Consider the following 14,078-nt stretch of genomic DNA (forward strand, 5'->3'; position numbering starts at 1 on the left):
CAGCGGACTTTACGAGTCCATTACGCGCCGAGGGAAGACTCCGTTACCCTTTCGATTCCGGGTTCTGGAACGAAGGTCGCGATTTCTCCGCAAGCCGCTCCACGGGCACGTCACCCGCCTGGCTGCCGTCGCGGAGCCGTACCGACGCCCCGCCGCTCGCCGCCTCGCGTGGCCCCACGACCAGCTGGTACGGCACCAGCCGATGCGCCCTGATCCTGGCCCCGAGGCTGCCCCGGTCGGCGGGCGCCAGCTCGGCCCGCAGACCGGCGGTCAGGCAGCGCCGCAGCAGGCTCGCGGCGGCGGGCAGTTCGGCGTCCGACAGCGGCAGCACCACGGCCTGCACGGGCGCCATCCAGGCGGGGAACGCGCCCCCGTGGACCTCGATGAGGTGCGCGAGCAGGCGCTCGATGCTGCCGACGACGCTGCGGTGCACCATGACGGGGCGCTCACCCCCGACGTAGCCCAGGTCGAAGCGCTCCGGCTGGAAGAAGTCCACCTGGACGGTCGACAGGCTGCTCTCACGGCCCGCCGGGTCCACGATCTGGATGTCGATCTTGGGGCCGTAGAAGGCACCCTCGCCGCGTTCCTCGTCGAAGTCGCGGCCGCGCTCCTTCAGCACGTCGCGCAGGATCGCCTCGGAGCGCGCCCACAGGCCCGGGTCGTCCACGAACTTGCCGCCGTCGCCGCGCAGCGAGAGCCGATAGCGCGCGGCCCGGATGCCGAGCTGCGCGTGCGCGGCCTCGACCAGGTCGAGCGCGGCCGCCACCTCGGCGGCGGCCTGCTCGGGCGCGCAGAACACGTGGCCGTCGTTGAGCTGGATGGCCCGCACCCTGGTGAGGCCGCCCAGGACGCCCGACAGCTCCGAGCGGTATTGCCCGCCCAGCTCGGCCAGGCGCAGCGGCAGCTCGCGGTGACTGCGCCGGCGCGAGCGGTAGATGAGCGCATGGTGCGGGCACAGGCTGGGGCGCAGTACGAACTCCTCGCCACCCACGTTCATGGGCGGGAACATGTCCTCCGCGTAGTGGGCCCAGTGGCCCGATCTCTCGTACAGCTCGCGTTTGCCGAGCACGGGCGAGTTGACGTGCTGGTAGCCGTTGCGGCGTTCGAGCTCGTGGACGTAGTCCTCGATGGCCTTGCGCAGGGCGGCGCCCGCGGGGAGGTAGTAGGGGAGCCCCGAGCCGATCAGTGGGTCGGTGTCGAAGATGCCCAGCTCGCGGCCGAGTCTGCGGTGGTCGTTCATGATCGTCCTTTTCATGGAAAGGGCGAACGACCAGCTCCCGGGCGTCCGCCCGGGAAGCATGATTCAGCGCGCCGGGACGGTGTCCGGCGTCGTCGTGACGAAGGCGCGCTGCATGTCTCTCACCGTAGCATTCGGACGCTCGTGAAAAAAAGTTTCAGGAAGACCTCAAGGATTGGCAAATGATATAAAGGCTCGGTGGCCGAGATCACCCTGGACGTCTGCCAGCTGCGGGCGTTCGCCGAGGTCGGCTACCAGGTCGCGGGCGGTGGCGGCGGCGCGCACGGGGCGATGGCGGCGCTGCGCCGGGTGGTCCCGGTCGACGCGTACGAGTTCGTCGCCTTCGATCCGGCCACGGGTCGCCACCACAGCGTCGTCTCGGACGGCCACCGGCGCATCGATCACGACGCGGCCGAGGAGTACGCCGGGCTCGACGCGTACCGCAGGGCCATGGCCACCCGAGCCCCGGTACGCATGCCCGAGCCGGACACCGAGCGCTATTTCCGGCGCCACCTCGCCCCCTACGGGTGGCGGGCCGGGCTGACGGCGCCGCTGTTCCTGAGCGAGGGCCGCTACACGGGGCTGCTGCACCTGGCCACGAGAGACGCCTTCCCGCGGATCACGGGGGCGCTGGTCGCGGCGGTCAGCCCGATGCTCGCGCACGTCACCGACCTGACCAGGTGCGTGATCGACCCGGTGGGGCTGCCGCCGGACTACCTGGCGGTCGCGTTCGACCGGGTGGGGACCCGGCGCCAGGTGCCCGGGCACGAGGCGTCGGCAGCGCTGTGGGACGATCCGGCGGTGGCCGCGTTCGCCCGGGCGTTCATCGACTCCCGGGAGCTGAGCAGGCACGGGCTCTGGCTCGGCCATGACGGCCGCTGGCACGAGTTACGGCTGCTCAGGGCCGGTGTCGGGTTCCAGGGGGCGCTGCAGGGCGCCATCGTGGCCGAGCGGCCGTGCCTCCTGCCGTACGACCTCACGGGGCGCGAGGTGGACGTGCTCACCCGGGTGGCGGCCGGCGACTCCAACCCGCAGATCGCCGCCGCGCTCGTCGTCAGCGTCCGCACGGTGACGACCCACCTGGAGCACATCTTCGCCAAGCTCGGCTGCGACAGCCGTACCCGTCTCACCACCAAGGCCCTCGCCGAGGGCCTGTGCCGCCTCGACCTCTAGCGGCACCGCCGCACCACGTCAGGGCGCCCTGCGGCCTCAGGCACGCAGGTCCATGGTCATCGTGGAACCCCAGGGGGCGCGGTGTGCCTCGTGGAATCCCATGGCCAGATAAAAGGCGAAGGCTCCGGGGTTGCCGCTGCCGACGCCGAGGTGCAGGCCGGGCACGCCACGGGCGCGCAGGGCGTCGACGAGGGTCGTGATGAGCCGGCGGCCCAGGCCCGAGCCCTGGCCTCGGGGCAGGATGTCGATGTGCAGGTGGGCCGGGTGAGCTTCGAGGAGACCGGCCGGCGTGCGCGGTGGCTCGTGGATGTGGGCGATGCGCCGCCAGTCCTCTGTGCCGTCCTCTGGGCCGTCGCCCGGGCCGGCGGCCGGCCGCCGGGGATATCGTGCGCGCAGGCCTGGCCACCACGCCTCCTCCAGCCACTGCTCGAAGGACGCGGTGTCGGCGGTGGCGACGATGTATCCCAGCAACCCCCGGTCGTCGTACGCGACCCAGGTGAGGCCGGGATCGGCGATGGGGTACGGCCCGGCGTAAACGTGACCGAGCAGGTCAGGGTCCTTGTACAGCCGCGTCGCATCCCGCCCGGAGTCCCCCGTTTCGAGACACACGCGGTACATGCCGGGCAGATCGAACGGTTCGAAGGGACGTATCACTGCCATCACCGCATCACCGACACGGCAAGCAGGAACCACGCGGTGTGCGGGATCCATTGCTCGGCCCACCGCCACGACTCCCCGCTGGTGCGGTGCTCCTGCGGCATGAACGCGATGTCGTGCTCGTCGTCGAAGCCGCTGGTGATCCCGTTCAGGATGCCTCCCGGGACGTTCTGAAAGGCCGTGGAGTACTCGACGTTGTTCCTGCCCCTTCCCTGGAGCATGGACGCGTCGAACGGGTTGAGCCCGATGATCCACTGCACCTGGTCCTCGGCCAGCACGTGCAGCCTGTCGCGCAGACCGGGCGGGCAGCCGGGCAGCCCGGCGGCGAGCAGCGCGGCGTACGCGGTCGAGCTGATGCCCGCGTTCTCCCCCTGCCACCAGTAGCCCGTCTCGTTCTCGTGCGGGTAGAAGAAGCTCGTCATCGGCGCCGCACCGAGCGGCTGCACGTACTGGCGGGGGTAGCCGAAGGGGTTGGCGACCTCGTCGGCCAGGGTGACCGCGTCGCGCAGCAGTGTGAGGGCCAGCTCGCGCGCCTGGGCCGCCACCGGCGACGTGGGCAGCACCTCGGCGAAGCGGATGAGCGCCACCGCGGGCAGCCCGGGCTCGGCCGCGTGGAAGAACGGACGTCCCTCCACGTCACCCCGCAGGTAACCGAACCCCCGCCCGGAATCGGTGTATCGGCCGGCCAGCGAGGCGGCTCGCCGTTCGGCCGCCTCCTCGAACACCGCCAGGTGCTCGCCGCCGAACCCGTGCTGTGCGGCGTTGGCCAGCTCGGCGGCGGCCATCAGGGCGCAGTAGTCGTCGATGACCGACTCCAGCCCGTCGTAGAGGTACTCGGCGTTGTGCTTCTCCAGGTGCAGGAATCCCCGATACGCGGCGGAGAAGTACTCCTCCGGTGGGAAGTCGCCGTGGTCGTCCTGCGTGGCCGCCCTGGCCAGCGCGGCGATGGCCATCCCGCCGCCCTGCCGGTAGGCGGCCTGCCAGCGGGTGGTGCGTACGCTGTCCTGCAGCGGTGCGTTGATCACCCGTTCGGTGAGGTCCTTGGTGAGGGCGTCGAAGATGGCCGTGTAGAAGTAGCCCTCCTCGGCCTGGAACCGCACCAGGAAGTCCGCGCCGTACAGCCCCTCGTCGCGCATCCTGGCGCCCAGCGTGCGGAACAGCTCCGGGTGGAGCGCGCGCAGGTGGTCGCGGGCGGCCAGGAACGCCCACGCGCACAGCGGGGTCTGCTGCGGGTTCATCATCCGGGTGTAGTTGAGGTGGCTGAGGAACTTGCTGTGGTCGCCCGAGGCGTCGAGCCAGCCGCCCCGTGCATCCACCGTGCGTCCGGAGTCGTCGAGATAGAACCGGGCGTGCCGGTCTTTGCGCTCGATCTCGCCGCTGGAGCGCACCGCCTTGAAGTAGTACAGCACGTCGGACAGCGTCGAGTGGTGGATCCGGCACTCTCCTATCTCGAACGGCGCCGAGGAGAAGGTCCCGTCGTCGGTGGCGACCTCCACCCGGTACCCGCCCGCGGCGCGTACGTGGCCGAAGTCCAGCCGGGCGAACAGCCCGGACGACCACCGGTCCACACGCCGCAAGGGGCCGGTGGTCTGCTCCGTCCTGGAGCCGTCGTCGCCGACGAGGAACGCCGACCGGATCTCGGCGGGGCCGCGGGCGAGCACGACGGCCTTCTTCGATCCGGCGGCGTTGTAGCCGAGGTGGCTGGTCAGGACGCTGAGCACTACGCGCCCTTCTCCGCCGCGATGCGCTCTGCGAAGTAGCGCGCTGACCGCTTCGGGGTGCGCCTCTGGGTGTCGTAGTCCACACGCACGATGCCGAACCTGCGGTCGTAGCCGTAGGCCCACTCGAAGTTGTCCATCAGCGACCAGGCGAAGTAGCCCTGCAGGTTGACGCCCTTGGCGCGGGCCGCGAGTGCGGCGTCGATGTGGGTGCGCAGGTAACGCTCGCGGTCGGTGTCGTCCACGTACCCGTTCTCGTCGGCGACGTCAGGATAGGCGGCGCCGTTCTCGGTGATGTACCAGGCGGGGCCGGGGTAGTCGCGCTCCAGGCGCAGCAGCAGGTCGGTCAGCGCCTCCGGGGTGACCTCCCAGTCCATCGCGGTGCGTTCGACGTCGCGGTCCACAGTCGTGGACGCCGGCCAGCCGTTGTCCCCGGCCGGCGCGCCCCGCACGACCCGCGAGGTGTAGTAGTTGACGCCGAGCACGTCCACCGGCTGGTTGATCAGCTCCAGGTCACCGTCCAGCACCGGGAGCGGGCAGCCCAGGTCGGCCAGCTTGCCCGCGATGTCGGCGGGGTACTGCCCGCGCAGCAGCGGGTCGAGGTAGAGCCGGTTGCTCATGCCGTCGTCCCAGCGGGTCGCGGCCAGGTCGGCGGGCGAGTCACTGGCCGGGATCTTGTGCGAGAGGTTGAGCGTGATGCCTACCTCCAGGCCCTCGTCGCGGCCGGCGCCGGCGGCCCCGTCGCGGATGACCTTCGTGGCCAGACCGTGCCCGAGCAGCAGGTGGTGGATCGCGGCCATACCGGCGCGGGCGTCCTTGCGGCCCGGCGCGTGCTGGCCGTACACGTAGCCGAGCATGGCCGAGCACCACGGCTCGTTCATGGTGGTCCACTGGCTGACCCGGTCGCCGAGCGCGTCGTAGGCGATCCCGGCATAGTCGGCGAACCGGTAGGCGGTGTCGCGGGCCGGCCAGCCGCCGGCGTCCTCCAGCGCCTGAGGCAGGTCCCAGTGGTAGAGGGTGACCCAGGGCAGGATGCCGGCCGTCAGCAGCTCGTCCACCAGGCGGTCGTAGAACGCGATCCCGGCCGGGTTGCCGGGGCCCGTCCCGTCCGGCTGGACTCGCGGCCAGGCCAGCGAGAAGCGGTACACGTCCACGCCCAGCTCCTTCATGAGCGCGACGTCCTGCGGCATCCGGTGGTAGTGGTCGCACGCGACCGCGCCGGTGTCTCCGCCCGACACGGCCCCGGGAGTGGCGCAGAAGGTGTCCCAGATGGAGGGGGTTCGCCCGTCCTCGTCGATGGCCCCCTCGATCTGGTACGACGAGGTGGCCACGCCCCAGAGGAACTTCTGTGTCATCGGTTGTGCTCTCCTCGCATCGGAATGGTCACGGCTCGCGTGAGATCGACTCGACCCACTTCTTGGTCTCCTCGATCCGTCCGGGCCCGGAGCGCCGCCAGACGCCCGTCCCGCCGGTCTGCCACGGGTGAGGCCCGGCGAGTGGACGGTACTCCACGCCGAGGGCGTCCAGTCTGGCCAGGTGGGTCCTCAGGCGCGCCCCGAACTCGGCGGGGTCGGCGATGCCGCCGCTCCACAGCACCTCGGCGAGGGCGCACGCCCGCGGGAAGGCCAGGTAGTCGAGATGCCGCTCGTGGGGTACCCACTCGCTCCAGACCTGCCATTGGCCGCCGAGCACCCGGGACCGCCGCTCGTCCGGCCATCCGGCCGGTGCGGGGGTGAAGGCGGCCACGTCGGCCAAGGTGATCGGGCCGCCTTCCGAACGCCGTTCCTCGGGCAGGTCGGACTGGTCGAAATTGAGGTAGGTGGGGAACAGCGGGGTGCGGACCACGTCGTGGGTCCGCGCGGCGCGTTCGGCCACCTCGTGGCCGCGCCAGGCCATGACGACCGTGTCGGGCAGCACGCCGCCGGTGACGAAGGCCTCGTCCCACACCACCATGCGCACGCCGCGCCCGGCGAGAAAACCGCCCAGCTCACGCAGGAAGTGACCGTGCATCTGGCGGGCCTCGGTGTACCCGTGCGCCGCCATCTCCGCCGCGATCGCCGGGTCCCCGGCCCACCAGCTCATGTCGCACTCGTCTCCGCCGAGGTGCAGGTAGGGCGTGCCGGTGGCGTCGAGGATCTCGCCGAGCACGTCCCGGAGGAAGGAGAGCACCGGCCCGGTGGGGCTGATCGAGGACCCGCCCGCCCAGACGGTGTCCAGCACGGCCTGCTCCTCGCCCGGGCGGCCCAGCTCGGGATAGGCGGCGCGCAGCGCGGATGTGTGGCCGGGCACGTCGATCTCGGGCACCACGACGATCCCCTGGGAACGCGCGTACGCCGAGATCTCGGCCAGGTCGTCGAGGGTGTAGTAGCCGCCGTGCGGGGTGCCGTCCGAAACCCCGTCCGGGCCGAGCCTGGTGGCCGGGCGCCAGGCGCCGACCTCGTGCAGGCGCGGGTGCAGGCGGCTCTCCACCCGCCAGCCCTGGTCGTCGGACAGGTGCAGGTGGAGCCGGTTGTAACGGTGAAGGGCCAGCAGGTCGACGTAGCGCAGCACGGTGCGCTTGGGGAAGAAGTGCCGCGCCACGTCGAGCATCGCGCCGCGCCAGCCGTACGCCGGAGCGTCGATCACCCTGCCGCACGGTACGGTCCAGCCGCCGGGAGGCGCGCCCGCGCTGCGCCAGATCTCCGCGGGGAGAAGCTGGCGGAGAGTGGTCAGCGCGCCGGCCACGCCTTCGAGATCGCCTGCTTCCACGATGACACCCTCTTCGGCGACCTGGAGGGAGTAGCCGCCGGGCGGCCGGCCGGCGGAGACCTCCACCACCAGCCGGGCGGTCTCAGTGGTATTTCGAGGTCTGCTCGCCTCCGGCTGTGCCGCTGGGCGAAGGCCGGACAGAAACCGCCGGGCGAGTGACGCCACCTCGGCCGACCCGATCACCTTAAGCGGCATTTCCGCATTTAAAAGACATATTCCGGGGTGCGGCTCGACCGTCGCCGGGCGCGGCAGCAGTGAGGAATAGGCGTTCATGACACGTTCCCACCGTCGAATCGGATGGCCTGCCAGACCGCATGACAGGTCGTCTTATGGCGGCGAAGGTACTAGTTGTCTTAGTTTGGCGCAAGTGGTATCTTCCCGGTACTTCATTGGTATTTCACCTGGTCGGGAGCGTACTCAGCGGTCCACAGGCCATGGAGAGGTGATCATGGCGGTCGATCAGACCTTGCCTCGGGTGAATCCCCCACCCGAGACCAAGCTCCGCACCTCACGGAAGGTGCCGTTCCTGGCCAGACTCTGGCGGGATTCACCACTGCTCGTCATGGTCGCGCCCGCAGTGATCATCTTGCTGCTCTTCACGTATGTCCCGCTCCTGGGCAGCGTGATCGCGTTCATGGACTACGTGCCCTTCCTGGGCTTCACCGGGTCGGAGTGGGTGGGCTGGGCCAACTTCACCTCACTGTTCTCCGACTCCGCGTTCTGGAACGCGCTGTGGAACACCGCGCAGATCACCTTCCTGCAGATCGTGCTCTTCTTTCCGGTGCCGATCCTGCTGGCGGTCCTGCTGAACACCATCGCGATGCCGATGGTGAAGAAGTTCGTGCAGTCGGTGATCTACCTGCCGCACTTCCTGTCCTGGGTGATCATCGTCGCGCTGTTCCAGCAGATCCTCGGCGGAGACGGTGTCCTGAGCAGGTTCCTCGTCACGCACGGGATGACGCCGTTGCAGGTCATGTCCAACCCGGACGCCTTCAAGCTGCTGCTCACCACGCAGGCCATCTGGAAGGACGCGGGCTGGGGGACGATCATCTTCCTGGCCGCCATCGCGGCCATCAACGCCGGCCTGTACGAGGCCGCCACCATCGACGGCGCGGGCGCCTGGCAGCGGTTCTGGCACGTCACACTGCCCGGGATGCGGCCGATCATCGTGCTGCTGCTGATCCTCCGGCTGGGCGACGCCCTGACCGTCGGCTTCGAGCAGATTCTGCTCCAGCGGGACGCGGTCGGCCCGGGAGCCGCCGAAGTGCTGGACACCTTCACGTACTTCAACGGCGTCGTGGACGGGAACTGGGGGACCGCGACCGCCGCGGGCCTGCTCAAAGGCGTTGTCAGCCTCCTGCTCGTGCTCGCCGCCAACAAACTCGCCCACCGGCTCGGAGAGGAGGGCGTTTACCGGCGATGAACACCCGTCCCGTATGGCTGGGCAAACCCAAGCCGGTCGCCGTCGCCCTGAAGGCGCTCGCCATCGCGATCACCTGCGCCGTGGTCATCTTCCCCTTCCTCGTCGTCATCTCCACGAGCCTGGCGACCAAGCAGCAGATCGACGCCAACGGCGGCTACGTCATCTGGCCGACGCAGATCTCCTTCGAGGCCTACAAACAGATCTTCAACGGCACGCAGGTGTCGCGGTCCATCGTGATCAGCGTCGGAGTGACGACGGTGGGCACCGCCGTCAGCCTCCTGTGCACGGTGCTGGCCGCCTACGGTCTGAGTCGCAGAGGGTCGCTCTTCCAGCGCGGCCTGCTGTCCTTCGTGCTGTTCACCCTGCTCTTCGCACCCGGCATGATCCCGGTGTACCTGATGGTCAAGCAGCTGGGCATGCTCAACACGTACTGGTCGCTGATCATCCCCACCGCGGTGAGCGCGTTCAACATCGTGATCATCCGTGGTTTCATCCAGGCGATACCGCAGGAGCTGTTCGACGCGGCGCGCATGGACGGCGCCGGCGAATGGCGCATTCTCCGGTCCATCGTGCTGCCCAATTCAAAGGCCGTCATCGCGGTGGTGGGCCTTTTCATCGCGGTCGGTTACTGGAACAACTATTTCGGCCCGCTGCTGTATCTGAACGACACGCAGATGTGGCCGCTACAGCTTGTCATGCGCACGTTCGTACTGGACAACAACGTCACGACCAATGCGCAGGCCATTCCCGGGTACGTGGCACCTCCCGCGCAGTCCGTGCAGATGGCGCTGGTGGCCATCGCCACGCTGCCGATCCTGTGTGTCTATCCCTTCCTGACGAAACACATGTCCAAGGGAATGCTCGCCGGGGCCATCAAGGGTTAATGGAAAACGTAAAGGAACACATCATGGATACCTCAAAGGGCTTCAGCCGCAGGTCGCTGCTGAGAAGCGCGGGTCTGGCCGCGGCGCTCGTGCCGGTCGGCGGAGTGCTCGCCGCGTGCGGCTCCGGTTCGGAGGGCGGGAGCGGCGGCCCGGCCGGCGCGGGCGACGCGGGCAAGGCGGCGCCGATGCCGGCGTACGTGCCGCCGAACAAGCCCAAGCCGTTGCTGGAGGGCAACGCGAAGGGCGTCATGGACGTCTACGGGTCCTTCCCCATGGACGGGCCGGCGACGGTGACGGGGCCGATCGGCGACGGCAGCGACTTCAACGTCATGATCATGACCTTCGGGCAGCCGGCCCCGCCGCTGGGCGAGAACGTCTACTGGCAGCTTCTGAACAAGGAGCTCAACCTCAACGTCAAGCCGGTTCAGGTGCCCTTCGCCGATTTCACGACGAAGTTCCCCGCCCTGGTCGCCGGTGACGACCTGCCGGAGTTCGTCTCCCTGCCGCTGTTCCAGAACATCGCCCGCCTGCCGCAGCTGGCCGAGGCGCAGTTCACCGACCTGAGCGAGTTCCTCGCCGGCGACGCGGTCAAGAAGTACCCCAACCTGGCCGGCATCCAGGAGGCGGGCTGGCTCAACGGCTACCTCAACGGCCGGATCTACGGCGTGCCCAAGTCCGACCCCGTGTTCACCACGCAGATCTACACCAAGACGGACGTCATCAAGGCGGCGGGCGCCAACCCGCAGCCGAAGAACCTCCAGGAGTTCCGCGACCTGGCCAAGGCGGTCACCAACCCCAAGGCCGGCGTCTACGCCTTCGGCGGCAACATCGCGAACTTCCTGATGATGATGTTCGGCGTGCCCAACAAGTGGACGCGCAAGAGCGACGGCACCTTCGTCTCCGCCTACGAGCACGAGGCGTTCATCCCGGCCGTCTCCGAGTTGGCCGCGCTGTACAAGAGCGGCGTCTTCCACCCGGACACGGCCACGCTGATCGACAACAAGGTGCAGCGTGACGCGCTCTTCCGGTCGGGCAAGCTCGCGATGGTCCACGACGGCAACCGCGCGTTCGGCATCGTCGCCGACGACAACAAGCTCGTGTTCGACATCATGATGCCGTTCGGCAAGGACGGCGGGAACGCCGTGCACTGGACCGGCAACGGCGCCTACGCGATGACGATGATCAAGAAGACGACCGACAAGAAGAGGATCGACCTGTTCCTCAAGGTGCTCGACTACATCTCGGCCCCGTTCGGCGCCAGGGAGTCGTTCGTCATGAGCTACGGGGTCAAGGGCGAGGACTACACGGTCAAGGACGGCGTGGCCGTGCTGACCACCCGCGGGCAGCGCGAGCAGGACCTCGGCCTGGCCTACATCGCGGGCGGCCCCCAGGTGCTGTGCAACCCGCAGGGCGCCCCGGGCGTGGACAAGCTGAACTACGACTGGCAGCAGAAGGTGGTCCCGACACTGCTCGACGATCCCGCCGCGCACCTGTACTCGCAGACCTTCAACTCCAAGGGCGCCGCCCTGGACAAGCAGATGCAGGACGCGATCGTCGCGGTGTTCCTCGGCCGGGAGCCGGCCTCCAGCCTGACCTCCGCGGTGCAGAAGTGGAAGAGCGGGGGCGGCGACCAGATGGCCAAGGAATACGCGCAGGCACGCTGACGAGCGGACCGGGGGACTGCGGAAAGGTATCCGGATGAAGTTGAGACACTCGCCGTCGGCGCTGGTGATCGTCGAGGGCACCGACCTCCACCACGACCTGCTCGGCGCGGCGCTGGCGCTACAGGAGATCGTGATCGAGGGCGGTCTGCCCGCGGCACGCGCCGTCGGCCTCGACCGGTTCGTCGACCCGATGCCGGCCACCTCCGAGGCCGACGTCTACGTGCTGTACCGCTCATCGGTCACCTTCGAGCCGGCCCAGCAGGAGGCGCTGTCGGCGCTCGTGGCGGCCGGCAAGGGACTGGTCGCGGTGCACGCGAGCAACCTGTTCGGGTTCGGGCCGGGCGGCCTGGCGGCGGACCGGGCGGCGCATGAACTGGTGGGCTCCCGGTACGTGTCGCACGGCGACGCGGGCTCGGAGGGCCGGATCGAGGTCACGGTGCGCGGGGACCACCCCGTGACCAGGTACCTGGATGACTTCGCCATCGACGACGAGTACTACGTGCTGGACTACGCGCCGGACGTCCAGGTGCTGGCCGAGCGGCCGGCAGACGAAGGGACCGAGCCGGTCGCCTACGTGCGCGAGCACGGCGCGGGCCGGGTGTGCTACACGGCCCTCGGCCACGACGCGCGGGCGTGGGGCAATCCGTGGTTCCGCCAGCTCATCAGGCAGGCCACGCTCTGGGCGGCGGGCGTCGACGATGACATGATCGCCTCCTGGTCCACCCGCTGGCCGCTGGGCAATGCCCGGTTCATCGGCGCCGCGACATGAGCGGGCACGTCGCACCGCCGGTCGCGGCGCAGCTGTGGTCGCTGCACGAGGACGCCGCCAAGGACCTGCTCGGCGTGCTGGAACGCGTGGCGGAGATCGGCTACGCCGCGGTCGAGCCGATCAGCCTGTACGGCAACGCGCCGTCGGCCGTACGGGGCGCGCTGGACCGGCTTGGCCTGGACGTGTGCAGCACGCACGTTCCGTTCCCGTCCGGAGACGACGCGCCGGCCATCCTGGACACCTGCCAGGAGCTGGGCGTCGCGACGCTGGTGTGGAGCCTGGAACCGGAGGAGTTCACCACGCTCGGCGGCGTCCTCGCGGGGGCCGAGCGGATCAACCGGGCAGCGGCCAACGCGGCCGCACGGGGCATGCGAATCGCCTACCACAACCACTACGCCGAGTTCGTCAACGTGTTCGACGGCCGGCGGGCGTACGACGTCCTGCTCGGCGAGCTGGACCCGGCGGTGGTCGTGGAGCTGGACACGTACTGGGTGGCCACGGCCGGCCTGGACCCGGCACGGGTGGCCGCCGGGCTCGGCGACCGCCTGGTGTTCACGCACCTCAAGGACGGGCCGGCCACGGGCATGGACGACTACATGGTGCCCTTCGGCGAGGGGACGGTCGACGTGGCGGCGGCCGCGCGGGCCAACCCCTCGGTCGAATGGCACATCGTCGAGGCCGACCGCTCCCGCCAGGACATGTACGGGCTGCTGCGTGCCTGCTACGACTTCCTCGTCGGGGCCGGGCTCGCGACCGGCCGGCGTCCCGCCGGTACGCCATGAGCGGGCCACGGGTCCTCCTGCTCGGGGGCACGGGAGTGATCAGCGCCGCCTGCGCGCGCCGGTTCGCCTCCGAGGGCTTCGAGGTGACGGTCCTGACCAGGGGCCGCACCAACTCGCGGCCGCTGCCGGACGGCGTGCGGAGGCTGACCGCCGACGTGCACGACGACGCGTCCATGCACGCGGCTCTGGGCGCGGAGACCTTCGACGCCGTCGTCAACTTCGTCGGCTACGCCCCCGCCGACATCACCACGGACGTGGCGCGGTACGGCGGCCGCACCGGGCAGTACGTGTTCATCTCGACCGGCTCGGTGTACGCCCGCCCGGCGCCCCTCCTGCCGATCAGGGAGTCGTCGGCGCGCCGTGCGGGCGCCTTCGACTATCCCGCGCAGAAGCTGCGTTGCGAGGAGGAGCTGGAGCGGTCCTACCGGTACGAGGGTTTCCCGGCGACGATCGTGCGGGCGGCGCACGTCTATGACGAGACGGTGTTCCCCACGCTGGCGGGCTGGACGGTCATCGACCGCTGGCGGCGCGGCAGGCCGGCCATCGTGCATGGGGACGGCACCTCGCTGTGGAACCTCACGCACGCCGGCGACTTCGCCCGCGGGCTGGCCGGAATCGTCGCCCGGCGGGCCGCCGTGGGAGAGAGCGTGCACATCACCTCCGACGAACTGCTCACCTGGGACGAGATTCACTTCTGCCTCGCCCGGGCCGCCGGGGTCGAACCGGCCATCGTGCACCGGTCCAGCGCGGACATCGGCCGCGAAATCGAGTGGATGGGCACCGTCCTGCAAGAGGATTTCCGGCACTCGGTGATTTATGACAATTCCAAGATTAAGCAGCTCGTTCCAGGTTTCTCGGCTCTGGTGCCATTCGAGCGGGGAGCCCGGGAGATTCTCCGATGGTTCGACGCGGACTCGTCAAGGCAGCAGGTAGACGCGGGGCTGGACGCCGCCTTCGACCGTCTGGCCGGAGATTGTGATGGATAATGGTATCCGGCGCGGATCCGGGATGAGAATGCCACAA

12 protein-coding genes are annotated in these 14,078 nt (G+C 69.6%); 7 read left to right on the forward strand and 5 right to left on the reverse strand.

The window, feature by feature from the left end; genetic code table 11:
* Positions 1-43: 43 nt before the first annotated feature.
* Positions 44-1,300: a threonine--tRNA ligase gene (gene thrS, locus ACQPWU_RS20670; RefSeq protein WP_433442380.1), complete on the reverse strand. Its 1,257-nt coding sequence runs from the start codon at positions 1,298-1,300 to the stop codon at positions 44-46.
* A gap of 135 nt (positions 1,301-1,435) precedes the next feature.
* On the opposite strand from thrS, the gene ACQPWU_RS20675 reads away from it, so the two are divergent.
* On the forward strand, positions 1,436-2,410 hold the full coding sequence (locus ACQPWU_RS20675) for a response regulator transcription factor (RefSeq protein WP_433442382.1): 975 nt from the start codon (positions 1,436-1,438) through the stop codon (positions 2,408-2,410).
* Positions 2,411-2,446: 36 nt separating this feature from the next.
* Here ACQPWU_RS20675 and ACQPWU_RS20680 read toward each other — a convergent pair whose 3' ends face one another.
* The 4 genes from ACQPWU_RS20680 to ACQPWU_RS20695 are packed head-to-tail and all read right to left on the reverse strand — an operon-like array spanning position 2,447 to position 7,806.
* Entirely contained in the window at positions 2,447-3,070 is a 624-nt protein-coding gene (locus ACQPWU_RS20680) for a GNAT family N-acetyltransferase (protein WP_433442384.1), read from the reverse strand.
* Positions 3,070-4,788, reverse strand: coding sequence for a glycoside hydrolase family 9 protein (locus ACQPWU_RS20685; protein WP_433442386.1), 1,719 nt, complete (start codon positions 4,786-4,788; stop codon positions 3,070-3,072). The genes ACQPWU_RS20680 and ACQPWU_RS20685 overlap by 1 nt, the downstream gene beginning before the upstream one ends.
* On the reverse strand, positions 4,788-6,140 hold the full coding sequence (locus ACQPWU_RS20690; protein WP_433442388.1) for a GH1 family beta-glucosidase: 1,353 nt from the start codon (positions 6,138-6,140) through the stop codon (positions 4,788-4,790). Before ACQPWU_RS20690 ends, ACQPWU_RS20685 begins: the two co-directional genes overlap by 1 nt.
* Positions 6,141-6,168: 28 nt before the next feature.
* The gene (locus ACQPWU_RS20695; protein WP_433442390.1) at positions 6,169-7,806 is read right to left on the reverse strand and encodes a beta-N-acetylhexosaminidase; all 1,638 of its coding nucleotides are present in this window, start codon (positions 7,804-7,806) and stop codon (positions 6,169-6,171) included.
* 175 nt (positions 7,807-7,981) lie between these two features.
* Here ACQPWU_RS20695 and ACQPWU_RS20700 point away from each other — a divergent pair, with 175 nt between their 5' ends.
* Genes ACQPWU_RS20700 through ACQPWU_RS20725 form a run of 6 tightly spaced genes read left to right on the forward strand, consistent with a single transcriptional unit; the run spans position 7,982 to position 14,041 of the window.
* Entirely contained in the window at positions 7,982-8,956 is a 975-nt protein-coding gene (locus tag ACQPWU_RS20700) for an ABC transporter permease (protein ID WP_433442392.1), read from the forward strand.
* A complete protein-coding gene (locus tag ACQPWU_RS20705; protein ID WP_433442394.1) occupies positions 8,953-9,840 on the forward strand; it encodes a carbohydrate ABC transporter permease in 888 nt (295 codons plus the stop codon). Before ACQPWU_RS20700 ends, ACQPWU_RS20705 begins: the two co-directional genes overlap by 4 nt.
* Positions 9,841-9,863: 23 nt before the next feature.
* On the forward strand, positions 9,864-11,504 hold the full coding sequence (locus ACQPWU_RS20710) for a hypothetical protein (RefSeq protein WP_433442396.1): 1,641 nt from the start codon (positions 9,864-9,866) through the stop codon (positions 11,502-11,504).
* 34 nt (positions 11,505-11,538) lie between these two features.
* Positions 11,539-12,273, forward strand: coding sequence for a ThuA domain-containing protein (locus ACQPWU_RS20715; protein ID WP_433442398.1), 735 nt, complete (start codon positions 11,539-11,541; stop codon positions 12,271-12,273).
* On the forward strand, positions 12,270-13,055 hold the full coding sequence (locus tag ACQPWU_RS20720; protein WP_433442400.1) for a sugar phosphate isomerase/epimerase family protein: 786 nt from the start codon (positions 12,270-12,272) through the stop codon (positions 13,053-13,055). The genes ACQPWU_RS20715 and ACQPWU_RS20720 overlap by 4 nt, the downstream gene beginning before the upstream one ends.
* The gene (locus ACQPWU_RS20725; RefSeq protein WP_433442402.1) at positions 13,052-14,041 is read left to right on the forward strand and encodes an NAD-dependent epimerase/dehydratase family protein; all 990 of its coding nucleotides are present in this window, start codon (positions 13,052-13,054) and stop codon (positions 14,039-14,041) included. Before ACQPWU_RS20720 ends, ACQPWU_RS20725 begins: the two co-directional genes overlap by 4 nt.
* Positions 14,042-14,078 lie beyond the last annotated feature (37 nt).

This window comes from Nonomuraea sp. CA-141351 (assembly GCF_050944675.1).
In the GTDB taxonomy this organism is placed as follows: Bacteria; Actinomycetota; Actinomycetes; order Streptosporangiales; family Streptosporangiaceae; genus Nonomuraea.